This is a genomic window from Pseudomonas sp. NPDC089395 (assembly GCF_044749525.1).
GTDB lineage: Bacteria > Pseudomonadota > Gammaproteobacteria > Pseudomonadales > Pseudomonadaceae > Aquipseudomonas.
In genome coordinates, this window is the sequence record NZ_JBIVID010000003.1 from 453,281 (window position 1) to 474,941 (window position 21,661).

Annotated in this window: 18 protein-coding genes and 1 pseudogene; 12 read left to right on the plus strand and 7 right to left on the minus strand. The window is 59.4% G+C overall.

Annotation, left to right across the window (positions count from 1 at the left end):
- Positions 1-63 precede the first annotated feature (63 nt).
- Complete coding sequence (locus ACIPZG_RS10460) at positions 64-834, minus strand: class II aldolase/adducin family protein (protein WP_400713152.1); 771 nt, start codon at positions 832-834, stop codon at positions 64-66.
- A gap of 52 nt (positions 835-886) precedes the next feature.
- On the minus strand, positions 887-1,726 hold the full coding sequence (locus tag ACIPZG_RS10465) for a TauD/TfdA dioxygenase family protein (RefSeq protein ID WP_400713154.1): 840 nt from the start codon (positions 1,724-1,726) through the stop codon (positions 887-889).
- Positions 1,727-1,938: 212 nt separating this feature from the next.
- Here ACIPZG_RS10465 and ACIPZG_RS10470 point away from each other — a divergent pair, with 212 nt between their 5' ends.
- Together ACIPZG_RS10470 and ACIPZG_RS10475 are read left to right on the plus strand one after the other, a co-directional pair.
- Positions 1,939-2,625 (plus strand): TetR/AcrR family transcriptional regulator, encoded by a 687-nt coding sequence (locus ACIPZG_RS10470; RefSeq protein WP_400713157.1) that lies wholly within the window; start codon positions 1,939-1,941, stop codon positions 2,623-2,625.
- A 220-nt stretch (positions 2,626-2,845) separates the two neighbouring features.
- Positions 2,846-5,260, plus strand: a complete 2,415-nt coding sequence (locus ACIPZG_RS10475; protein WP_400713160.1) for a TonB-dependent siderophore receptor — start codon at positions 2,846-2,848, stop codon at positions 5,258-5,260.
- 93 nt (positions 5,261-5,353) lie between these two features.
- Here the strand turns inward: ACIPZG_RS10475 and ACIPZG_RS10480 are convergent, their stop codons facing one another.
- Together ACIPZG_RS10480 and ACIPZG_RS10485 are read right to left on the minus strand one after the other, a co-directional pair.
- Entirely contained in the window at positions 5,354-5,797 is a 444-nt protein-coding gene (locus ACIPZG_RS10480) for a GNAT family N-acetyltransferase (RefSeq protein ID WP_400713163.1), read from the minus strand.
- A gap of 111 nt (positions 5,798-5,908) precedes the next feature.
- Positions 5,909-7,702 (minus strand): alpha/beta fold hydrolase, encoded by a 1,794-nt coding sequence (locus tag ACIPZG_RS10485; RefSeq protein WP_400713166.1) that lies wholly within the window; start codon positions 7,700-7,702, stop codon positions 5,909-5,911.
- Between the two features lie 398 nt (positions 7,703-8,100).
- Between ACIPZG_RS10485 and ACIPZG_RS10490 the strand changes: the two genes are divergently transcribed.
- The 5 genes from ACIPZG_RS10490 (at position 8,101) to ACIPZG_RS10510 (ending at position 15,569) form a co-directional block, all read left to right on the plus strand.
- Entirely contained in the window at positions 8,101-10,293 is a 2,193-nt protein-coding gene (locus ACIPZG_RS10490) for a sugar kinase (protein WP_400713169.1), read from the plus strand.
- A 1-nt stretch (position 10,294) separates the two neighbouring features.
- The gene (locus ACIPZG_RS10495) at positions 10,295-12,250 is read left to right on the plus strand and encodes a hypothetical protein (protein WP_400713172.1); all 1,956 of its coding nucleotides are present in this window, start codon (positions 10,295-10,297) and stop codon (positions 12,248-12,250) included.
- Positions 12,251-12,301: 51 nt separating this feature from the next.
- On the plus strand, positions 12,302-13,603 hold the full coding sequence (locus ACIPZG_RS10500; protein ID WP_400713175.1) for a hypothetical protein: 1,302 nt from the start codon (positions 12,302-12,304) through the stop codon (positions 13,601-13,603).
- 148 nt (positions 13,604-13,751) lie between these two features.
- Positions 13,752-14,786: a L,D-transpeptidase gene (locus tag ACIPZG_RS10505; protein WP_400713177.1), complete on the plus strand. Its 1,035-nt coding sequence runs from the start codon at positions 13,752-13,754 to the stop codon at positions 14,784-14,786.
- A 72-nt stretch (positions 14,787-14,858) separates the two neighbouring features.
- Positions 14,859-15,569 carry a murein L,D-transpeptidase catalytic domain family protein gene (locus tag ACIPZG_RS10510; RefSeq protein ID WP_400713309.1) on the plus strand — a complete coding sequence of 237 codons (711 nt, stop codon included), beginning with the start codon at positions 14,859-14,861 and terminating at the stop codon, positions 15,567-15,569.
- A 132-nt stretch (positions 15,570-15,701) separates the two neighbouring features.
- Here the strand turns inward: ACIPZG_RS10510 and ACIPZG_RS10515 are convergent, their stop codons facing one another.
- Positions 15,702-16,094 (minus strand): GFA family protein, encoded by a 393-nt coding sequence (locus tag ACIPZG_RS10515; RefSeq protein WP_400713180.1) that lies wholly within the window; start codon positions 16,092-16,094, stop codon positions 15,702-15,704.
- A 924-nt stretch (positions 16,095-17,018) separates the two neighbouring features.
- On the opposite strand from ACIPZG_RS10515, the gene ACIPZG_RS10520 reads away from it, so the two are divergent.
- Complete coding sequence (locus ACIPZG_RS10520) at positions 17,019-18,290, plus strand: RidA family protein (RefSeq protein ID WP_400713183.1); 1,272 nt, start codon at positions 17,019-17,021, stop codon at positions 18,288-18,290.
- Positions 18,291-18,346: 56 nt separating this feature from the next.
- Here ACIPZG_RS10520 and ACIPZG_RS10525 read toward each other — a convergent pair.
- A pseudogene (locus tag ACIPZG_RS10525) lies at positions 18,347-18,415 on the minus strand (MerR family transcriptional regulator); the annotation flags it as partial.
- Positions 18,416-18,465: 50 nt separating this feature from the next.
- Here ACIPZG_RS10525 and ACIPZG_RS10530 point away from each other — a divergent pair.
- Together ACIPZG_RS10530 and ACIPZG_RS10535 are read left to right on the plus strand one after the other, a co-directional pair.
- Positions 18,466-18,846 carry a hypothetical protein gene (locus ACIPZG_RS10530; RefSeq protein ID WP_400639816.1) on the plus strand — a complete coding sequence of 127 codons (381 nt, stop codon included), beginning with the start codon at positions 18,466-18,468 and terminating at the stop codon, positions 18,844-18,846.
- A gap of 11 nt (positions 18,847-18,857) precedes the next feature.
- On the plus strand, positions 18,858-19,079 hold the full coding sequence (locus tag ACIPZG_RS10535; protein WP_400713186.1) for a YMGG-like glycine zipper-containing protein: 222 nt from the start codon (positions 18,858-18,860) through the stop codon (positions 19,077-19,079).
- 194 nt (positions 19,080-19,273) lie between these two features.
- Here ACIPZG_RS10535 and ACIPZG_RS10540 read toward each other — a convergent pair whose 3' ends face one another.
- Positions 19,274-19,495 carry a hypothetical protein gene (locus tag ACIPZG_RS10540; RefSeq protein WP_400713189.1) on the minus strand — a complete coding sequence of 74 codons (222 nt, stop codon included), beginning with the start codon at positions 19,493-19,495 and terminating at the stop codon, positions 19,274-19,276.
- Positions 19,496-19,715: 220 nt separating this feature from the next.
- Between ACIPZG_RS10540 and ACIPZG_RS10545 the strand changes: the two genes are divergently transcribed.
- Positions 19,716-20,588 carry a serine hydrolase domain-containing protein gene (locus tag ACIPZG_RS10545; RefSeq protein ID WP_400713192.1) on the plus strand — a complete coding sequence of 291 codons (873 nt, stop codon included), beginning with the start codon at positions 19,716-19,718 and terminating at the stop codon, positions 20,586-20,588.
- 218 nt (positions 20,589-20,806) lie between these two features.
- Positions 20,807-21,658, plus strand: a complete 852-nt coding sequence (locus tag ACIPZG_RS10550) for an STAS domain-containing protein (protein WP_400713195.1) — start codon at positions 20,807-20,809, stop codon at positions 21,656-21,658.
- The last annotated feature ends 3 nt before the right edge of the window (positions 21,659-21,661 follow it).

Consider the following 21,661-nt stretch of genomic DNA (forward strand, 5'->3'; position numbering starts at 1 on the left):
CTTGTCCTGCCAGAGCCCGCGCCTGTGCGCGGGCTTTTTCATGACCAGGCGGGCGTCATCCGGCTATTCAAGCACTGTCGGATCGCGCCGGATCTCCGCCCGCGCCATGGCTTCCCAGAGGAACGGGAACCCGTTGGCATCGGTACGTTCCCCGGTTGCAAGCGCGACGCTGGCGGGTAACGGTGCGCCGCCTCCGAGTACCTCGACACGCCAGGCCAGGCGACTACGCCACTCCAGCGTGATGGCGCGCAAATGCGCCTGGCGAATGCCGTTGGCCACTACCAGCACGCCATGATTGGCAAGCAAAGCCCATTTCCGTGTACCCAGTGCCTCCACGGCGGCCCGGCCCAGTTGAATGTCTTCGACCGTGCCTCGGTACTCGTCATACAGCACCGGGTCAGTGTCGACCAAGGCCGAGGTCTGGTCGTAGATCGGCGGCACACGTCCCACCGCCGACCACACCGATCCCCACTGGGGGTGGTTGTGAATCACCACGCCAACATCATGCCGCGCCGCGTGCACATCCATGTGCAGGTTGATGGCCGGGGTGATGTTCCAGTCGCCCTCGATCACCTTGCCCTGCTGATCGAGGCGCACGATATCCGAGGCGGTGACCTCACCCCAGGTGAGTTCCCACGGGTTGGCCAGGTATGTGCCGTCCTCCTGGCGAACGGTGATGTGGCCGGCGATATGGTCGTTATAGCCCTCGCGGGACAATACCCGGCACAGCAAGGCCACGCGCTGGCGCGGTGTCAGATCGGGTAGCAGCGGGTAGCGACCTGGCCTGGGAATGTAGCGGGCCAGCAAATCATGGTTCAGTTCATCCTTCAGCATGGCTGTTTCCTCTTCAGCGACCGATGCAAGTGGTGATCAACCCGTCAGCGAGTCAGGCGTGGGCGGCCCCACGCGCGAACACCGAGGTGCGATGCATGCGCCGTTGGTGCGGTTGATAGTCCAGGATGGCGTTGTGCAGCACGCTGCGGTTATCCCAGAGCAGCATGTCCCCGACCCGCCAGCGATGGCGAAAGCCGAATTGAACCTGCTGGCAATGGGCATTCAGGTAGCCGAGCACCGCATCGCTTTCGGGGCTGGCCAGGCCGTCGATATGGGTGGTGTAGGTCGGGCTCAGGTACAACGCCTTTCGACCTGAAACCGGGTGCGCGATGACCAGTGGATGAAGGTGCCTGCGGTTCATCTTGATGACATCGACATAGCGCTCGTGCGTGACGACGTTCTGGCGCAGCGCCGCCGTCATCGGTCCGTTCATGTCGTGCCAGGCATTCAGGCCTTCGAGGTACTGCTTCATGCGTTCGGACAATCCGTCGTACGCGGTGGTCATGCTGATCCAGCAGGTATCGCCGCCGCAAGGCGGCAATACCTGCGCGTGTGTCATGGTGATGATCGGGGGGCTGGGCAGGAAGCTCTCGTCGTGGTGCCACATATCGGCGCGATCGCCCTGTTTGGAGTCGATCACGGTGATCTGTTCGAAACCTTTGCCCAGGTTGGGATAGAAGGTGTGAACTTCGGGCTCGCCGAAGTACCGGGCAATCGCCAGGTGCTGCTCGGGCCGTAACCCAGGTACAGACAAGATCAAGGTTTCATGCGTGATAAGTGCGGCTTCAAGTTTCGCCAGTGTTTCTGGCAAAACGACTGAAGCGGGATCAAGATCAAGCACTTCGGCGCCCAGGCTTGGACCAAGGGGGCGGACGGTGAACGTTGACGACATGGGCAATCTCCCGGCAGGGCTGAATATCCGAACTTGTCGAGCGCATCATTGCGCGGTGGGCAGTTGTCTGATCGACGAAAACGATCATACTCACGTCGCCAAGGCTCAGATATTCGCATTCCAGGAATGCTGGGTTTCATTTCTAAATGCTTGATTTTAATAATAAATACTAAAAATCATGGCGCCATGAAAAACGCCATACTCGGATTCTCATGAGCATAAGCAGCGGTGACTCAAAGGTGACCCCAAGCGCAACGCGCGAGCAGCTTCCTGCGTTACGCAAGCGCCCGACTCAATCGCGGTCGCGCGCATTGGTGGACGCTGTGGAGCAGGCGTGCCTGCGGATTCTGGATGAATCAGGCGAAGCCGCGCTGACCGTCGCCCGCATCGCGGAAATATCAGGGGTCGCAGTCGGCTCGATCTACCAATATTTCCCCAACAAGGACTCGATCGTTGCCTTGCTGTACGAGCGTATGCTCGACGAAGAATCCGAGGAGTTGCTTCGGGTGCGCGAGCGGTTGATTGGCGTGCCATTGAAATCGGCACTGCGCGTTATTCTGGCCAACATCATTCGTGTTGAAACACGTCTGTTCAAATTGAACAGGGCCTTTCACTTGCGTTATCACTCTGCCCTTCACCTGGGCATGTGGCGCGGTCCCTATCAAACGGCCGGTGAGTTCATCGAAGCGACCTGGCTGCCGCTCCTGCACATGTATGAGCATGAGATCACCACGCAGCACCCTGCGTTGGCGGCTTACTTGCTCGGGCAGGGGTTACGCAGTGTCATCCGCTCGGTATTGGAGGACGTTCCGGCGCACCTGGAACATCCCGCCTTGCTCGACAGCCTGGTCGCCATGGCTGTCGGTTGCCTGCGTCCTTCAACCTACGACTGCGAGTAGACGTAACTACGTTCCAGTAGATCCTGCTCCGGGTCAGCAGCCCTCGACGCTCCCTTCTCTCGAACCTGGCGTGAACCAGGCCCGCAACATTACAAAACTCAAGTTGACAGCCAGCGGATAAAGAACTGAACATCGCGCCGCCGTTATGCGAAGGATTCCCATTATCAATACGTTTAGTGTTGGGATTGCTCGCGTATTCCATCCAGTCAGGAGTCCATGGATGTCCGCTTGTTTTGTTTCCCCCGCTTTCAGCATTCGCCAAGCCGCGCTGGTGGTGAGCCTTTCCAGCTCGATGCTGGCCTGTGCCAATGCCTGGGCAGCGCCTGTGAGCTACAACATTTCCGCAGGGCCTCTGGCGACCGCCATCCATGAATTCGCCACAGTCAGCGGGGTGATTGTCAGCTTCAGCAGCGAAGAAACCGCCGGCCTGCGCAGCGAAGGACTTCAGGGCAGCTACGAGCCGGAGCAGGGGCTCGCGCATCTGCTGCAAGGCACTGGTCTGCAGCTGCAGCAGGTGGCAGACAAGCGCTACATGCTGGCTCGCCCCCTCCAGGAGGGCGGCGCGATGGAGCTGGGGGCAACGACCGTATCGAGCGTGCAACTGGGCGCCACCACAGAAGGCACCGGCAGCTACACCACAGGTTCAGCCAACACCGCGACGGGGCTGCGGCTCTCTGCGCGCGAGACCCCTCAATCGGTAAGCGTGGTCACCCGTCAGCAGATCGAAGATCAGAACCTCAATGACGTTGCCGAGGTGCTTGAACAGACCCCAGGCGTGGTCGTGGACAGCATGGGGCCAGCGGGCAGCGACGCCAACCATATCTACGTGCGCGGCTTCGAGGTTGGCAGCATCCAGGTCGACGGCGTCAACCGCCCCAATACCTATGGTTTTCGTGATGACCTTGCCGACATGGTGAGCTATGACCGGGTCGAGGTCGTGCGTGGGGCCACGGGGCTGATGTCGGGCACCGGCGACCCGGGCGCGACCGTCAACCTGATTCGCAAGAAGCCCACCCTCGAAACCCAACGCAAGCTGACCCTCAAGGCGGGCTCGTGGGACGACTACCGCACCGAGCTGGACGTGTCCGGCAAGTTGTCGGAAAGCGGCAACGTGCGTGGCCGCTTCGTCGCGTCGAACACCAACAGCCAGAGCTATGTCGACCGCCAGTCCCTGGATAAGCAGGTGGCATACGGGGTGCTGGAGTGGGACGTTACTGACAGCACGATGCTGACAGTGGGGGCGGAATATCAGGAGATGGACAACGACGGGGCGGGCAACCACGGCTTCACGATGTACAACTCCGATGGCAGTCACTTCAATCCCTCCCGCTCGTTCAACTCGGCCGCGGACTGGAGCTACCACAAGCGTCGCACGAAAACGGTGTTCACCACCCTTGAGCACCAGCTGGACAACGGCTGGCAGCTGAAACTGAATGCCGAACACAACCGCCGCAGCTATGACGACGCCTTTGCCACCGCAGCCAGTGGCACCGTCAACCCCGATGGCAGTGGCGTCTCCACCTGGACGGGCCGTTGGGCCGGTGAGCCCCGGCAGACCTCGTTCGACCTGTCGGCGACCGGCCCATTCGAATGGTTCGCCCGCGAGCACCAACTCTACCTGGGGGCCAGTCACTACAAGGCTTACTACCGGAACGACGGTTACCCACTGTGGACCATCCAGTCCATCGACAACATCTTCACCTGGGACGGCTCGCTGCCCATCCCGGACGCTATTCACACCAAGTCTTCGGAAGATGCGCTGGACGAAACCCAGGACGGCCTGGTGGCGTCGGTCCGCTGGAGCCTGGCCGATGACCTGTCGCTGATTACCGGCGCGCGGTTGATCGACTGGAAACGTGACGAAGCCAATACCGACTTGTCGACCGGCCAGACCAGCCGCACCTCGCGAACCGAAAACGGCGTCGTCACGCCGTACGTGGGCCTGGTGTATGACCTCGACGAACACTGGTCGGCCTACGCCAGCTACACCACCATCTTCAAGCCGCAGAGCAACAAGGATGTCAATGGCACCTATCTTGATCCTTTGGAGGGCGTGAACTACGAGATGGGTCTGAAGAGCGAGTTCTGGGACAAGCGCCTGACGACCGCGTTCAGTGTCTTCGAGGTGCACCAGGACAACCTCGCCGTCGCCGACGGCAGCAACCTGGCCCCGGACGGTAACCAGGCCTACCGTGCCGAATCCGGTACCAAAACTCGCGGTTTCGAGATGGAAATGGCCGGTGAGATCCTGCCCGATTGGCAGGTATCCGCGAGCTACACCTATGCCGTGAGCAAGGACTCGGATGGCGAGCGCCTGCTCACTGAAATACCGCGCGATACCTTCAAGCTGTTCACCAGCTACCGTCTGCAGAGCCTGCCGCAGTTGAAGGTGGGCGGTGGTGTGCGCTGGCAGGGAACCGAGTACTACAAGGATGCTGGACCTAACGGCGAAACGTTCACTCAGGGCGAGTACAGTGTGGTGGACCTGATGGCGCAATACGCGTTCACGCCGCAAACCAGCGTCTCCTTGAACCTCAACAACGTGTTCGACGAGAAGTACTACACAGCGATTGGCGCGCGTGGATGGTATGGCGCCCCGCGTAGTGCCACGGCCACGTTGGTGTATGCGTTTTAACGCACCTACTTGACCTCTGGTGGCGTCTGACCCGGCCTCATCGCCGGCTTGCCGGCGATGAGGCAGGCGTTGGCAACAGAATTCTGCAAGCCTTCACATTGAACGCTCGTACGTAAGGTAGTCATTCGCCCCCGTGCCCATGCATGCGAAGCCCGCTTTCTGATACATCAACCTGGCAGGATTGTCAGGCCGTACACTCAAGCGCAATCGAGTGAAACCCTGTCTCGCCGCGTCCAGCACATAGGCATCCAGTAGTGCCGTTCCAACGCCGCTACGCCGATGCTCCTGACTCACACTGATGGTGCACAGTTCTGCGTAGCCATGCTCGGGCGCCCACAACGAGTAACCGGCAAAATCTTCGCCAATGATGGCAATGGTCATCCGATCGAAATTCTCCACCCAACGTGTCAGGTGCCGCTCCAGGTTGGCGCGCCACGCGGCTTCATGATCGGGCTCCCAGCTGCGGATATAGTGCTCTTCGCCTCGGTAGATGGCTGGAAGATCGGTCACACAAGCTTGCCTGAGTCGGAGCGCCATTCAATGAGTCCTTTATTGAAGAGGGCTGCATCGTAGGGCACCGGCTGGATCATCGCAAAGCGCTGAACCCCACGACTGGCGTGGGGTAGGCTTCAGGAGGAGAGGGCGACCTCAACGCTCCATGACATAGGTGCCAGGTGCGGGGCAGAGGGGCGGGTACTTGCGCGAGCCGAGCTTCTTCGGCGCCGGCAGGCTGTCGCCCGAGCGCTCCCCGATCCACTCGCGCCAATGGGGCCACCAGCTGCCTTGCTGGCGCTCTCCGGCGTTCTCCAGCCAGGTTTCGGGAGTTTCGGCTTCGGCTGGCGCCGCATAGTAGAAGGACTTGGGGTTGCCCGGCGGGTTCACCAGGCTCTGCAAGTGGCCGGCATTGGACAGCACGTAGGTGGTGTCCTCGCCAAACAGCCTTGCGGTGCCGTAGCAGCCCTGCCAGGGGGTGATGTGGTCGGTGGTGCCGCCAACCACGTAGGCACCCACCTTCACCTGGGTCATGTCGATCGACTCGCCGGCAATCTCCAGGGTGCCCGGGTTGCTGTAGGGGTTCTGCTGGATCAGGTCGAGGTAGTCCGCGTGCAGTTGGGCGGGGAGGCGGGTGGTGTCGTTGTTCCAGGCCAGGATGTCGAAAGCCGGTGGCTTGTTGCCCAGCAGGTAGTTGTTGACCCAGTAGTTCCAGATCAGGTCGTTGGGGCGCATCCAGGCGAACATGCGGGCCATGCCCTGGCCGCTCAGCACCCCCTGGCGGCGTGAGCTGGCCTTCGCCGCGCGCAGGGCGGACGGGGTGGTGAACAACCCCAGGGTGGTGTCGCCCAGCGCCGAGGGCATGTCGAGCACGCACACGGCCCAGCTGGTATTGGCCACCTTGTGGCCTTCGCCACGGGCCGCCAGCCAGCCCAGGTAGGCCGCCAGGGTGATGCCGCCCGAGCAGGAGCCCCACATGTTCACATCTGGGCTACCAGTGATCTTGCGCGCCACGTCCACCGCCTGGTCGAGGCACATTGCATAGTCGGACAAGCCCCAGTCGCGATGCTCGCGGGTGGGGTTGCGCCAACTGATGACGAAGAGGTTCACGCCGCTGTCCTGAATCCATTTGATCAGGCTTTTTTCCGGCGCGAGGTCAATGGCGTAGTACTTGTTGATCTGTGGTGGCGACATCACCAAGGGCCGGGCAAAGACGTTTTCGGTGGTGGGCGCGAACTGCAGCAGCTCGAACATCTCGTTGCGAAACACCACTTCGCCCTTGGCGGTGGCGATGTTCTCGCCCACCTTGAACGGCGTGCTGTCGACTTGTCTGGGCAACCCACGGTTGTGCAGCATGTCCTCGCCGAATTGGCGGGCGCCCCTGGCCAGGCTCATGCCTCCGGTGTCCACCAGCTTGCGCAGCGCCGCCGGATTGGTCAGCGGTGAGTTGCTCGGTGCCACGGCATCGGCCAGGAGCGCTGCCACGAACCGGGCGCGGCTCTTTTCCAGCGGGGCAAGGTCGGTGGACTCGATGAAGCGGGTCAGCTCGGTTTGGCCGGCCAGGTAGCTCTGCAACAGGGCGCGCAGGAAGACGTTGGATTGCCAGGCCGGATCGGCGAAACGCTTGTCTTTCGGGTCCGGCGCGAGGGAGGAGTTGCCACCGACGATACCGCGCAGCGCCTTCAGGTAACCGCCCAGATGAGCACCCGCCTTGAGCGGCGACTTGCCTACGGCCTTGAGCAGGTAGCCGGCCGAGCTGGCAAGGTCTGCCGGGCGCACGCTGACGAGCGGATTGCCCGCCAGGGTCTGGTTGGCAGCGGTGCCGATCAGTGCTTGGTGCTCAGTGTTGTCCGGGAGATCGACCTGCTTGCGTACGCGACGCTTTCGGGCGGTTGCAGGGGGGCGCTGGGTGGGGGTTGCAGTCTCGCTCGTTCGGGTGGATCTGCTCATGGTGGCTCTCGTGCTTCCGGGCTTTTGTTTTGTTGTGCGCCGACTCTACGGCAGCAGTGGCTGCGGCCACTTCTCATCCCACGACAGCGGTTTTTCACTTCATGACGAGGGCAACACTGGGCCGACGAACTGGAGGCATTGGCAGTCGTTCACGATTGACCGCAATCGACTCATTACATTTTCTGACTCATTTGTTTAAGGGAACAGCTTTGCAGCCGATGCACTAGGTGTGTGTCGTCAACCTGAAATGGGTTGGCACTGGATAATGCTCGCGAGCCTTTGTGTCGCGAACCATGGAAAGCCTATCGGCAAAGGCCGGGCGCTGCCGTGTGACTTGCGCATGACTCATCTGCCAACGCTCAGTCTTGCCCTGAATAGATTCGACAAGGAAAAAAAGAATGGCCCTGCAGTCCCCCGAAATCCTGCTTGAGAACCTTAACAATGCGCTGCGCCACCTGCGTGGCGCATGTACCGACTTGGGCAGTGAGGAAATCGACGACAGGCTGCTGGAGGTCATGCGCCGGTTGCTGCTCGCTGAGGTGCTGGGGAGCACTTGGGTCGTGGCCATTGGCGGTTCTCAGGGCGCTGGCAAGACGACGTTGATGGCGGCCATGTATGGCCTGCGCGGGGGCGGCCCGCAGTGGCTTGAAGGCAACGAAGGGCGGGGCGAAAAAATGCCCGTGCTGGTACTGGAAGAGGATGACAGGCAGCAGGCGCAGGGGTATGTGCGCAGACTGGTAATGGAAGAAGGCACCACCAGCTTCAAGCTTCGGGATATCCAGGTTGATGCAGTGGAGTTCCAGCGTGCGATCAGCGATCCGCCTGCAGGCGATCTGCTGCCCGTCCTGCGCGTGCCGCGACGTTATTTCAAGCGAGACAACCAGGCATGGTTGCTGTTGCCAGGCTACGAAAAGCAAGACCGTGAAAACCGCGCGTGGCAAGACTTGATGCGCCAGGCCATGGTCGCTGCCGGTGGATGCATCGTTGTAACCGACGAAGCGCGTATGGCGAACCAGCAGCAGGTCGAAATCGTCAAGGACATGCTCGAGGGGGAACTGGCCGGGGTTCGGCCCTATGTAGTGATTACCAAGACTGAGAACAGCTGGCAGAACCCTGCAGCGCAAGCACAACTGCGCAGCAGTGCGCAGGCCACGTTCCAGGTGGCGACCGAAGTCGCGGACAAGCACATCATCCTTACCGGTACTGATGATGAGGAATATGTCGCGCACTGGATGCCGCAATTGCGGCGCGCTATCGATGACTTGAACTTCTCTGGGCAGGCCAACCGGCATCTGCAGATGAGTGACCTGTCGGATCTGATCGGCAAGGACCTGACTCGCGTACTTAATCTGATCCGCAGCAAAGCCCGGCTGTATTTCGGCAGCGATAGCGAGAACGAGAACGAACAAGCGCTTACCGGCTTGCTTGAACAGTTCGATGATGCTGTAGATGCGCTGCGTGACAAGCACGCTGAACATGTAGTTGGTTTAACGGATACCGCACGTAGCCAGGCAGCCACGAAGCTGGACGCAGCGCTGGCACGCGAGCACGAAGGATTCAAGAATTGGATATCGAACGCTTTCGACACCACCAGTGAGGCCAAGCAGAAGATGCAGCGGTTGGTGCAAGATGCCTGGCAAGACGAAGCCACGACGCTGTTCACTCGCTACTCGCAAGCGCTGGCTCAACTGACGGGCGAGCAACTTGGCCGCCAGACACCGACTTCGGTTGCCGTAAGCACCAAACCACGCATTGCGCCTGAACAGTCCCGGGCACTGGTTAAAGTGGGGTACATGCAGGAGTCGGGGCAGCTTGTCAGCTATCAACGGCTGACACCTGAAATTACCGGTGATATCCGCATGTTGCTTGGCCACAACAGCCAAGAGGAGGCCATTGCGCATCAGGCGTCCAGCAAGGCATTGGGCATGAGTATTCATCTGGTTCCTGCCGTTTCGCTTGAATACACCCGGCTGTTCTACGCCTTGCCCGAAGTCGTCGGGCTCAAGGAGGGCGTATGGGAGGCAGCCCCGACGCAGGGCAGCAACGTTGTACAAGAGGGTGTGGAAAGCTTGCGAGCCGGTGTCGATCTGGGCAAGACCGCGATACGCTCACTTGCGACCGTCATGGCAGTGGATGTAGTCAGCGATGGCGACGCCGACATCCTGGGTGCCATTTTCGGTAAAGCCGGGCCATCGGATGGGGGCACCGTTCCTGCGGTGCCGATGACCCTTCATCCCGCTGCCGTGGCGGCGACTGCCGTGGTAGCGGCGGCCTACCTGACCACGGTAGCCGTGTCGCGTATTCGCACGTTCGAGAAAGCCGCCAGCGCTCAAGCGCATGCCATGCTGGAAAACGTGCATGCTCATCACGTTAAGCACTTGAAGAATCAGTTCGATAAAACCATGGCTGCGGCGCGTGCGCGCATTGTCGAAGGCATGCGTGCGCGTTATCGGCTGGACGAAACCATGATGCGCAAGGACCGCCTGGCCAGAACGCTGGCCGATGTGCTGTCCCTTACCAGCGACCTTCGCCACGAATTGGATGCTTCGGCAGCCGGTCTGAATGTATTCGTACCTGGGCGGGGTGCCTGAAATGTCTTCGACTCCGGCTGTGGATTATTGGCATGCCTTGCAGATACGTCAGCCGGAGTGGGCATTGCGCGCCTATGCGCGGCTGATCAAGACGCTAAGCAAGGACGTACAGGAGCGGTTGCAGCGCAAGGACACAACCAGTGAGCCGTACGTGGTGGTGTTTGGCAAGACGCAGGTAGGTAAAACGACGCTGCTGCTTGACCTCATGGGCGTTGCACCTGATCGAATGAACAGGATTTCTTCCGTCTTGCGTGGCGGCAGGGAAGCGGGCAAGTCGGCGACTGCCACGACCATGGAGTATTGCCGTTCCACGAGCGATCGCTGGGGCTTGTCGCGTAACGGCAAGCTACGCTGGCTCGAACACGACGAGCAGATGACGCAGGCGCTTGGGGCATTGCGGGTCGAGATGGAAAGCGGCCGGTTGAAAGGCGAGTCGACACCCTGTGTGGTGCATATCCCCAAGTCTTGTTTCCTTGGCAGCACGCAGGTTCCGAGTGTGCGAATGCTGGATCTTCCAGGTGATAACCCCGCCAATGAAGAAGAGCAGCGGCATGTCCATCAGATGGCGAAAACCTATCTGCCGTTTGCCGATTTGATTTTGCTGGTGGGCAAGGGTGATGACCTCGGCTTCTTGCGGCCTGGGGTGATCACGCTACCGGGTATCGAAGACTGGCAATCCATGCCGTACCGCTTTCGCATCGTGACCACTCACTCATATTCGGCGCAGTCATTGAAGGACATTCTGCGTAAAGAGTCCGACGTTGACGTTACTCGGGTAAGGCAGCGGTTGATCCAGCAGATCGAGCGCTTCGGCACGTTGAGCCAGCCAGCCCAGGAGGCTCGCTTGTACTTTCCGCTTGAGTTCGGCAAAAGCTGGGCCTATGCGCAGTCTGCAGAGCCGGAACTTTACGCCCGAATGGCGCCGATAATTACCAAGCTGCGTGACGAACTGCTTACGCAGATCGCCAATAGCATCACGCCCATGGGGCGACTGCGCAGCACGCTCGATACGCACATCAGTGTCACGTACATACAGCGTAAAAAAACCGAGGCGATCGACAGCGCGATCCAGGTGCTTGAAAAGAAACTGGACATCGCTGAGGACGAGTGCAAAAGCTGGGACAAGATGGTAGTTGGCGCGCACTCCAGTTTCGACAAGCTGGCTGCACTTATGAAGGAAAAACCTGCCGAGCTAGGTGCCAGCGCTATCGAACGTGCTGCCAAAGCGTTGCTGGCCAAACCGCCCAGTGCATGTGTGCCCAAGGAAGGCCCTGAAAAAGACGACTGCGAGACCCTCAAGACACTGATTCGAAAGTACTACGAGGGGCTCATGGCGCTGCGTCTGGATGTATCTGCCGAGGGTTGTCCTCTTGGCTATTGGCGGCGGGTGAGCAGTGCCCTCGTGCAGCCCGAGACGGAGCGTGTGGAAGAGCTTTTTGATGATGCGTTTGGACCCATCCGCTACACGCTTGACGATTACTGGTTTGATACCTATCTGTCCTCGTCGAACTACCAGGCTGACCTGCGCAGCGTGCGTGAAGCTGGCAGCGAGGTATTCGCCGAATTGGTGGTCGTTTGGGCGAAGTGCTGGCTGCAGGCGCTTAATCGCATCGATGAGCAAGTACGCAAAGAGCTCGTAAGTGCGCGCGTAACGCTTGCTGTATATGAGGAAGAGGCCAGCGCGGCGCGTGCGCGACACGCTCAAATTCAGCAGATGATCGCGGGCCATGTTGCAGAGCGCCAGCGCATCGTCCTCAACTCCAAAGAGGATCTTGAGCGCTGTGAACGCTTCAAGAACTTGCTTGAGCAGGAGTACGCCGCTTCGCTGGATCAGCAATATACCGCTGCGCTGCAGGAGACCGACAACAGTGAAGCGTTGCTCCAGCTGCTTTCGTGCGTAGCCTTGAATCATCAGTATCACGAGTTTCTGGCGCTTAACGATCAGCAGGCGAGCTAGAGGCAAACCCGACATGTCAAAGCGCTCCATCGAGTGCTTCAGGAAATGACCGTGAGTAATCAGACCCTGGAAAAAGAAAAGAGCCTCGCTGAGTTGATGGTGAGAATCCTGAAAGAGCCGCTCAAGCCGCTGGACAAATCCATGGCGGACTTGAATGGCGAGCTTTCAGACGTCAAAAAGGAAATCGAGGAAACCCACAGCGTGCTTTCGCTCTGCCTGGACCAGGCCGAGATAGCCGCCAAGCAGGGCAAGCAGGCTGTTCAATCGCTGAGAAGCCTGCGGGACGAACAGTCGACGTGGATGCCTACCCTCCAGGCCTGGATCGCTGAGCAGGCGCAGTCGGGGGTGGAGTCTGTAGGGAAGCAGTTAAGCTCACTTGCAGACCGCCAGTTGGCTGCGCAGGAGGATGTACTTTCAGCGCTGTCAACCATTAGCCACGCCCAAGGCAGTGTCGCACAGGCGATGGCGGCGTTGCCCGATCACCTGAGTGGCGCGTTGGACGCGACCAATGCCAAGGTCGCGTCCGTTGCTGAGCATTTGCAGCAGCTGCTCGAGAGCCAAGCCTCGGCCCTGGCGGCAGTGAGGCGTGATGCGCTTTCTGCTTTGGCAGAGCTTCGGCTTGAGCAAGCCAATGATAAGGCCTCGATGAATGAGGCGATGGCTTCTGGGGTTGCTGCACTCCAGAGCAGCATCGCCGAACATGCCCAGGTCGGTGCCCAGGCCGTTCAATCGCAGGTGCGTGCAAGTACCGAAGCTAATGCCTTGGCCCTGGCAGTCGTGAAGGATGATGTACTGTCTGCATTGGCACAGGTTCGCGTTGAACACGGCAATGCTGTGCAAGCAATCGATGCATTGCCCGATTACTTGAAGCGAGAGCTGGAAACCACGAATGCCAGCCTGGCGTCGGGTCATCAGTCTCTGGAGGAACAGATCCGCCAAAGCCACGCAGCTCTGGAGAAAGGCATTGCCCAGAGCGAAGCTGATATGGCCTCGATGAATGAGGCGATAGCCACCCGTGTGAAAGGTGCCACGCTTCAAATTGGCCAGCTTGTGGTGCATCAGCAACGCACCTTTTCAGCTGCTCACCAGGCAGTGCTCACCGAGGTTGCGAATGCAACGGGGCGTGCGCAGGCTACGATGTTGCAGAGTTTACAAGTAGGGCAGTCCCTGGGTGAGTCGCTGGATAGGGCTTTTGCTCAGTTGACGGAAAAGCTGGATCAGCAGACAGCGCTGCTGAACGCCCGTTTCCATCGAAGCGAGGCCAAGGTCAAGCAGTTAACCATTATCATGAGCATGTCCTTCGTCTCGATGCTGGCTTACATAGCGTACGATTTGCTGAGCAAGGTTAACTGAATCAGGCGCTTGGTGGGGCATCTTCCCAGTGGTTCTGCGCCCAGGGAGATCGGGGAATATCCACCGTGCCGGGGCCAGGTTCCATGCATTTGCTCGTAGACGAATGTTCCGATTAAGCTGGCGCGATGCTTCTATGAGGATGGATTCGATGTTGCATATACCGCTCGGACTGGGACTGTTACTTGCCGTCGCGTTGGTCGAAGCGGCTCCACTGCAGGTGCCCACCCCGGCCCAACTCAGGAGCCAGCTCGATAGCCTCAAGCCTGGTCAGTTTCTCTGGTACCCGCAGGTCTCGCCGGTGGGGCCGGTGACGGTGGTGATCAGCCTCACCGAGCAACGTGCCTACGTCTATCGCAATGGCATCGCCATCGGTGTCAGTACCGTGAGCAGCGGCAAGCCAGGCCGGGAAACCCCTACGGGGGTATTCAGCATCCTGCAGAAAAAGGTCGAGCATAAGTCCAGTCTCTACAACAGCGCACCGATGCCCTACATGGAGCGGCTGACGTGGGACGGCATAGCCCTGCACGCTGGCCATCTGCCGGGATACCCCGCTTCGCATGGCTGCGTGCGGCTGCCGATGGGGTTTGCCAAGAAGCTGTATGAAGTCACCGGTTTCAGCTCGACCACCGTCATCGTTTCCGATACCCACAGTGCACCGGTGGAGGTCTACCACCCCGGCGTGCTGGCACCGACGGTGAGCCAAGGCAAAGCCCAGGGTCCGCTGGTATTGAGCAACCAACAGTTCTGGGACGATCCGGACCCGACGTCGGGACCCCTGTCGATCCTGATCAGTCGCGCCGACCTGCGCGCCTATGTGTTTCGCGGTGGCCAGCTGATCGGCTCGGCGCCCGCACTGTCGCCTGAAAGCCGTCAGCATCGCAGTGGAATGGCGGTGTATTCCCTGCTGCAAAAGCCGTCCGTCTTGGCAACGGATGCTGCGCTACCCTTACGCTGGTCGGTGGTGGGGCTGAGCAACCCGGAGTATGGGGATACGCCCTATGAACAACTGGGGCAATTGAACTTGAACCCGGAATTCCGCCGTCATTTGCGCGCGGCGATGGACGTCGGCACGATGCTGGTGATCACCGATTGGGCGTCCACGCGGGATACGCGCAGCGATGGAAAATTCACGGTGATCAGCACCGACGACGGTGAAGATCTTAAACCGTTGGTCAAGAAATGATCGGAAATCCTGCAGGAATCAAGCACAGTAGCGGGTTTTGGGCACAGGTTTTTTAACAGGTAATCCATGTCGATGTTCGAACCCTTGCGGGGAGCCATCCGGCTCTCAGTGGCCAGTGTTGGCCTGTTTTTCCTCAGCGCCTGGCATACCGTCCAGGCACAACCCTTGCCTAGCGCCGCCGAGCTGCAGCAGTTGGCGCCTGGCGCCAGCCTTTCGACCCTGGCCCTGGCACTCACCGCCTACGCGTGCGCCAGTCACAGCGACGCGGACAAGTTGCTGACGGTGATCGATTATTCCAAGGCCTCGCGTGACAAGCGTCTGTGGGTGTTCGACCTGCAAGCCCGCAAACTGCTGTTCGAGGAGTGGGTTGCCCATGGCAAGAACAGCGGCGCCGATGTGCCGACCACGTTCTCCAACGCGCCGAACAGCTACCAATCTTCCATTGGCCTGTATGAGACGGGCCAGACCTATAGCGGCAAGCACGGCCGGTCGCTGCGCCTGCAGGGGCTGGAGCCGGGGTTCAACGACAACAGCATGTCGCGGGCGATTGTCATGCATGCCGCCGCCTATGCCGATCCCAAGGTCGTTCCGGGCCTCGGTCGCTTGGGCCGCAGTCAGGGGTGTCCTGCCGTTCGGCCGGCAATTGCTGGCAAGTTGATCGATACGCTGCGACGCGGGAGCTATGTGTTCGCCTATTACCCGCAGCAAGACTGGCTGAAAAAATCGCGCTTCCTGAATGCCCAGAGCTGTCCGTTGGCTAATCAGGCGATTGCCAGCAAGTAGGGAAAGCGGCTGGTCGTGTTGCCTGTGCCGGCCTCATCGCCGGCAAGCCGGCTCCCACAGGGGAAATCACTGCATTCAATGCCTGTGGTGTCACTGTGGGAGCGGGGTGCTCGTCCACCCGCCAAAAGCGCGTCAGTCTTTGGAAAGGGTGGGCGTGTACCAGGGGGCTGCACAATCGACGTGTATGTGTTTTTGCTTCTGGGGCAGGAACGGGGTATCGAGCGTGCCCAGCGCTATCGAAATCCAGTCGGCAAACTCGCCTTCAGACCGTGACCAGAACAAGGTCGAACCGCATTCCACGCAGAACTCGCGCATTACCGTCGGTGAAGAAGCATAGGTTTTGATGCTGCTGGCGCCGCGAAGTATTCGAAGTGCGCTACGCGGGACGCTGCCATACGAAGCAAATGCTGCCCCGTGACCTTTGCGGCACTGGCTGCAGTGACAATGACTCACCGCTTTTGGCGGGGCGATTAGCGCGTAACTGACCGCTGAGCACAAGCAGCTTCCTTGGTAGGCCTCTGCCATACGCACCTCCATGTAGATGATAAAAAGCGCCAGCCTAACCGCCCCAGCTTGATCGGTCGACCGAGTGTTCCTGGCCGTTGGTCACTTGCAAGCGCGCTTCTTGCCCAGAGGTTCAAACTGCGAGGTGCGACTCTAAACGGAGGCGTACAACAATGAGCATTACCTTGGTGAGTGCGATGACCGCAGCGCTGCTGAGCGCAGCCTGCCTGACAGCACTTGCAGATTCAAACGACGCTAGCGACAGCACCTCTGGATTTGTCCAGGCTGTCGTTAGAAATGGTTCACACTCGATGCATCCCAACGCGCCTTTGCCCGTCGCGCAATATGCTGACGAAGACGCATCTGGATATATTCGGGCAGTCGGGAGAACGGGTTCACACTCGATGCACCCCAACGCACCTGTACTCACCGAGCAATTCGCTGACGATGACACAGAGGGGCTAGCACCCACTGAAGAGCAATAGCCCCACGCTACCAGGGAGCAATCGAGTCCGCCGCATGAGTGTTCGAAGCCCGCCGCCGTCAACGGCCGTTGCTGGAAGTGACTGTCATCCAGCACGGCACCCAACATCCGGCCTTCGCGGGCTTTTAACACGCGCAATTCAACTTCACTTTTTTGCAAAAGTCGTGCGACAGCAGGGTTGCGTCGTAGCCGGCCGATATTGTTAACAAACGGCTATTGAAGTTATGCCAAATTGATGGGACGCGCAGCCAATGCCGTTCAATACCTAATCCAAGTCAATAGCGCACCACGCAGAGACCACTACAATTGATCCTGCTCCATGGGACACCCCCGGCACTGGCTCGCGAGTCCTTCGTGGAAGTGAAGCCAGTCGGCCGACCAACGGTGGCAACCGTCGACAGCGCAGTGGAATAGGTGCTTGCCACACAACCCGCGAAGTCCAGAGGAACGGGAGTACTATTATGAGTGGCTATAACGCGGTATTGGCGAGAAACACAGGTAATGCTCCAAAAGGCATAGGTCCGTACTCTCAAACGGTAGCGTTCTCTCACTATAATAATCTTTCAGCTCAGCTACCGATCGACCCCGCATCGGGTACGGTGGTAGCGGGTGGCGTAAAAGCGCAGGCTGAACAGTGCTTCAAAAACATCAAGGCCGTTGTAGAAAGTATCGACCACACGATGGAAGATGTCGTAAGGGTTACTGTTTTCCTTAAGAATATCGGCGACATCGAAACGGTCAACAGCGTGTATTCCGGGTTCTTCCCTGGCTATGTACCCGTTCTGACGACCGTCGCAGTTGCCGCTTTGCCCATGGATGCTTTAGTTCAAGTGGAAGCGTTGATTTCAAACGGCGAAGGGACTATTCCACAAGCGCCACAGGCAGGCGACCTGATAAAAACGGTAAAGAACACGGAGCGCGCACCCGTCAGCGCACTGTCAGCGCAAACCGTGGCGTTTTCGCATTACAACAACCTGTCGGCCCAACTGCCGATCGACCCCAAAACAGGCAAGTTGGTAGCGGGTGGTGTAAAAGAGCAGACAGCACAGTGTTTGAAAAACATCAAGGCGATCCTGGAAGGTATTGATGTTCCTTTTGATGACATTGTAAAGATTACTATCTTTGTTAAAAACCTCTCGGACATCGAGCGTGTTAACGAAGTCTATACCACCTTTTTCCCCGATTCGGCCATTGCCCGGGCGGTAGGCTATTTCCCCGCGCGCACGGTAGTGGCAGCCTCCGCTTTACCCCTGGATGCTTTAGTGCAAATAGAAGCCGTGGTATCCCACGGCGATGGCACGCCACCGCAAGTGGTCGAAGACAGGCACGGGATTGTCATCAAGGCAAATAATACGGCGAACGCCCCCAGGCATGCGCTGTCTACCCAAACGGTAGCGTTTTCTCATTACAACCACCTGTCTGCGCAATTACCGTTGGACCCGAACACCGGAAAGGTGGTGGGCAGCGGGGTGAGGGAGCAGACGGAACAATGCTTGAAAAACATCAAGGCCATTGTCGAAAGTGTCGACCACACCTTGAGCGATGTCGTAAAGGTCAACGTCTTCCTTAAAAACATTGAAGATATCGCGGCACTGGATGAGGTTTACACGGCATTTTTCCCAGGTGGCGTGCCAGCACGCCGCCTAGTGGGCGTGTCAGCGCTTCCTGAAAATGCGTTGGTGCAAATCGACGTGGTTGTGGCAAACGCTGAAGGCACACCGCCCAAAAAATAGCAGGCAGTCAGTTACGAGAAAAGGAAGCCCGGGCCAGTCCCCTGCTTCCTTTTTTTGCTTGCCGCGTAGAACCGGATGCGTGACGGCGCCAACCCGCTGATTTTCGCCAGGTGGCCTATTCTGATAACTCACCTTGAAAAAACGTCGAAGTTCATCCTGGCGAGGAGGGAAGACGATGAGCGCATTGCGATGGGGCAGTCTGGTGTGGTTGGCATGGATGGCCCTGGTGACGGCATCGGGCATGGCACGCGCCGAAGGCGTTGCCATGATCACCGGCGAGCAATGGATGCAGTCGACGGAGCAGCTCAAGAAGGTCTATCTCATCGGCATTGCCAATGCCTACGAGGTAGAGGCGGCCTACTATGGCGCGAAGCCGCCGTCCGATGAGCAGAGCCTGATTCCACGATTCGGCAGGGGCTTGAAGGGTCAAACGCTCGATACTGTCCGTGAAAAGCTCAACCAGTGGTACGCCGCCCATCCCGACCAAGTGAAACGGCCCGTTATCGAGACCATCTGGTTCGAGATGGTACAGCCCGGACTGAAACAGAATAAGTAGCGGAGGTGAACATGAAGCGTTTGAGATTTTATGCCGTAGCCCTCGCCGCAGCGAGTGTGATCGGCTGCACCTCGATGAGCGCTGAGCAGCAGGGGACGGTGAGCGGGGCGGCCATCGGTGCTGCGGCTGGCGCTGGTATAGCCGCTATCGCCGGTGGCAGTGGATGGACGGGCGCAGCCGTCGGCGCCGTCGCCGGCGGGGTTGTCGGCAACATCAGGGGCAGGCAGAAGTAAACGGGCCAACCCGCGTTTGCTTGTAGACCCGCTCAGGCTGCGCCTTCAACCACAAGTCCCACTCATGCCGCAGCCCCCTGTGGGAGCCGCGCTTGCCGGCGATGGGCCGCGAAGCGGCCCCAACATCCAGATGTCCACCGTGTGCTTCGCGACAGGCAGCAATCGGCTGGTCTTCGCCGTTCGAGCGTCCAGGTTCAGTATTTGATATCCCGAGCTTTTTGACGTCCTTCCTGCTTCGTCTGCCGCTTTTCCTGTCGACAACGGGGATTGCTTTGGACATCGGCCGCTCGACAATCTTGTTTCGTCTCACGGGCATCCTGGCGCGTTTCCTGCCTGACATCGCGCGCGGCACGACGCTTCTCGGCTCTGTCGGTGGCCGCCCAAGATGCCCCGTTCGCCACCAGAAGAAAAATCATGGCTATCCAACCCAACGTCCTGTGCGTTCTCATTATCTGATCTCCAGGAGCGCGAATGCCGGATGTTAAGTACAGCTGATTTCCAAACGTCCCGCAGGCTAAGGGGCTGCCATTCATCCAAGCAATGTCCGTTGTCAATGCATAGGGTTGGCTTTGCACGCTGGCGAAAGTGCATGGGGTATCTTGTAGCGCTATAGATCTCTATACACCAAGGAAGCCAATGCTCAGTTCGCTCATCGTCAATGGTCGATCACAACCGCCTGGCCGATCAGAACTGACGGCCCCCTGGTGGAGTTTTACAAAAACAGTTCTGGCAGCGACAGCCCTGACGTTGGTGCGCGATGGCCGGGTCGGATTGGACGCCCCGATTCCTGATCAGCCTTTCACGTTGCGCCAGCTACTGCGGCATGAGGCAGGCCTCGCCGATTATGGCGAACTTGCGGCGTATCACGCCGCGGTCGCCAACGGTGAGTCTGCCTGGTCGGCAAGTGAGATGATGCAGCGACTCGATGGTACTCGGCTTCGCTACAGCCCAGGCACCGCGTGGCGTTATTCGAATGTGGGCTACATGCTCGTCGGCAGGCTCATCGAACGGCTGACGGACCTGCCGCTTGATGATGCCGTGAGTCAACGTGTCCTCATCCCGCTGGGTCTGTCCAACGTGCGCTTCGCTAGAACGCGTGCTGACTTGCAGGCGACCGGAAGCCACTCAAACTACGATCCCGGCTGGGTTTATCACGGTTTGCTGGTCGGCCCGATTTCACAAGCAGCGTTATTGCTGGATCGACTTTTCAGCACAGTCTTTCTCGCTCCGGATTTGCTTCTGCAAATGCAGGCAGCCCGGGCACTGGGCGGCCCGATTCCTGGACGCCCCTGGCTCAGGCCGGGCTATGGCCTGGGTGTGATGCAGGGGGCGGTAGACGGTGGACTCACCTTGTGCGGGCACACAGGCTGCGGGCCGGGCAGTGTCATTGCCGTCTACCGAATCTGCGACGCAAAGGCATCGGTTTGTTGTGCTGCCTTTGAAGCGGACGCAAGTGAAGGTGCCGTTGAAGCGTACGTTGTCGAACAACTGGTGCAAGCCCTTCGGTAAGTGCGCAAGCCTGTGGGAGCAAGACAGTTGCTCCCACAGGTCCACCACAAAGTGGACTGTACCCGCATCCGCCGTTCACTCCAGCGCATGGCCAGTGAACATGGCCTAAAGTTAGCGGCACGGTAGATGGCGCAATGAAACCATCGTGACGCCACAACTTACTTCATCGGCAGACGTCATTTTTTGAAGTCGGCACCCTTATTCAGGAGCGAACCGCAATGGCAGCACTGCAGAACAGCACGGTGGAAGCGATCGTCGGGAGTCAGGCGCAACTGCAAGGGGAGTGGCTGGCGGCGCTGGAAGCCAACGGGGCAACGCGAAATATCCGCGAACACGACCTGCGTCAGGAAACCCGTGACTTTCTTCAACTGCTGCTCGACGGTCTGCGCAAGGAGTGCGGCACCCAGATCGGCGTCGAAGGCTGGGAGGAGGTCCGCCGCTTCCTCGATAAACTGTCAACCACCCGCGCCCAGATCGGCCAGGAATCCCACCAGACCGCCTACTTCATCTTTGCCCTCAAGGGCCCGCTGTTCACCCTCCTGCAAGCCCATTACCGCGAGCAACCCGCGCTGCTGGCCGAGCAGCTATGGGAAATATCGCAGTTGCTTGATGCCTTCGGCCTGCACATCATCCGCACCTACCAGAAAACCCGTGAGGCGGTGATCAAGCGTCAGCAGGAAGAACTGCTGGAGCTTTCCACCCCCGTGGTCAAGCTGTGGGAAGGGGTATTGGCCTTGCCGCTGATCGGCACGCTCGACTCTCAACGCAGCCAGACGGTGATGGAGTCGCTGCTGCAGCGCATCGTCGACACAGGTTCGGAAATCGCCATCATCGATATCACCGGCGTGCCCACGGTCGATACCCTGGTGGCCCAGCACCTGCTCAAGACCGTGACGGCCATCCGTCTGATGGGTGCCGATTGCATCATCAGCGGCGTGCGCCCACAGATCGCCCAGACCATCGTGCACCTGGGCCTGGACCTGGGGACCCTGACGACCAAGTCCAACCTCGCCGACGCCTTGAAACTGGCGCTCACGCGCCTGGGCACGGCCACTGGCGAGCGGGTGTGAGGC

What these genes read in the sequence shown, in the direction of transcription:
- ACIPZG_RS10460 (WP_400713152.1), bottom strand. Translation starts at nt 834, where the DNA reads ATGCTGAAGGATGAACTGAACCATGATTTGCTGGCCCGCTACATTCCC.
- ACIPZG_RS10465 (WP_400713154.1), bottom strand. Translation starts at nt 1,726, where the DNA reads ATGTCGTCAACGTTCACCGTCCGCCCCCTTGGTCCAAGCCTGGGCGCC.
- ACIPZG_RS10470 (WP_400713157.1), top strand. Translation starts at nt 1,939, where the DNA reads ATGAGCATAAGCAGCGGTGACTCAAAGGTGACCCCAAGCGCAACGCGC.
- ACIPZG_RS10475 (WP_400713160.1), top strand. Translation starts at nt 2,846, where the DNA reads ATGTCCGCTTGTTTTGTTTCCCCCGCTTTCAGCATTCGCCAAGCCGCG.
- ACIPZG_RS10480 (WP_400713163.1), bottom strand. Translation starts at nt 5,797, where the DNA reads ATGGCGCTCCGACTCAGGCAAGCTTGTGTGACCGATCTTCCAGCCATC.
- ACIPZG_RS10485 (WP_400713166.1), bottom strand. Translation starts at nt 7,702, where the DNA reads ATGAGCAGATCCACCCGAACGAGCGAGACTGCAACCCCCACCCAGCGC.
- ACIPZG_RS10490 (WP_400713169.1), top strand. Translation starts at nt 8,101, where the DNA reads ATGGCCCTGCAGTCCCCCGAAATCCTGCTTGAGAACCTTAACAATGCG.
- ACIPZG_RS10495 (WP_400713172.1), top strand. Translation starts at nt 10,295, where the DNA reads ATGTCTTCGACTCCGGCTGTGGATTATTGGCATGCCTTGCAGATACGT.
- ACIPZG_RS10505 (WP_400713177.1), top strand. Translation starts at nt 13,752, where the DNA reads ATGTTGCATATACCGCTCGGACTGGGACTGTTACTTGCCGTCGCGTTG.
- ACIPZG_RS10510 (WP_400713309.1), top strand. Translation starts at nt 14,859, where the DNA reads ATGTTCGAACCCTTGCGGGGAGCCATCCGGCTCTCAGTGGCCAGTGTT.
- ACIPZG_RS10515 (WP_400713180.1), bottom strand. Translation starts at nt 16,094, where the DNA reads ATGGCAGAGGCCTACCAAGGAAGCTGCTTGTGCTCAGCGGTCAGTTAC.
- ACIPZG_RS10520 (WP_400713183.1), top strand. Translation starts at nt 17,019, where the DNA reads ATGAGTGGCTATAACGCGGTATTGGCGAGAAACACAGGTAATGCTCCA.
- ACIPZG_RS10530 (WP_400639816.1), top strand. Translation starts at nt 18,466, where the DNA reads ATGAGCGCATTGCGATGGGGCAGTCTGGTGTGGTTGGCATGGATGGCC.
- ACIPZG_RS10535 (WP_400713186.1), top strand. Translation starts at nt 18,858, where the DNA reads ATGAAGCGTTTGAGATTTTATGCCGTAGCCCTCGCCGCAGCGAGTGTG.
- ACIPZG_RS10540 (WP_400713189.1), bottom strand. Translation starts at nt 19,495, where the DNA reads ATGATTTTTCTTCTGGTGGCGAACGGGGCATCTTGGGCGGCCACCGAC.
- ACIPZG_RS10545 (WP_400713192.1), top strand. Translation starts at nt 19,716, where the DNA reads ATGCTCAGTTCGCTCATCGTCAATGGTCGATCACAACCGCCTGGCCGA.
- ACIPZG_RS10550 (WP_400713195.1), top strand. Translation starts at nt 20,807, where the DNA reads ATGGCAGCACTGCAGAACAGCACGGTGGAAGCGATCGTCGGGAGTCAG.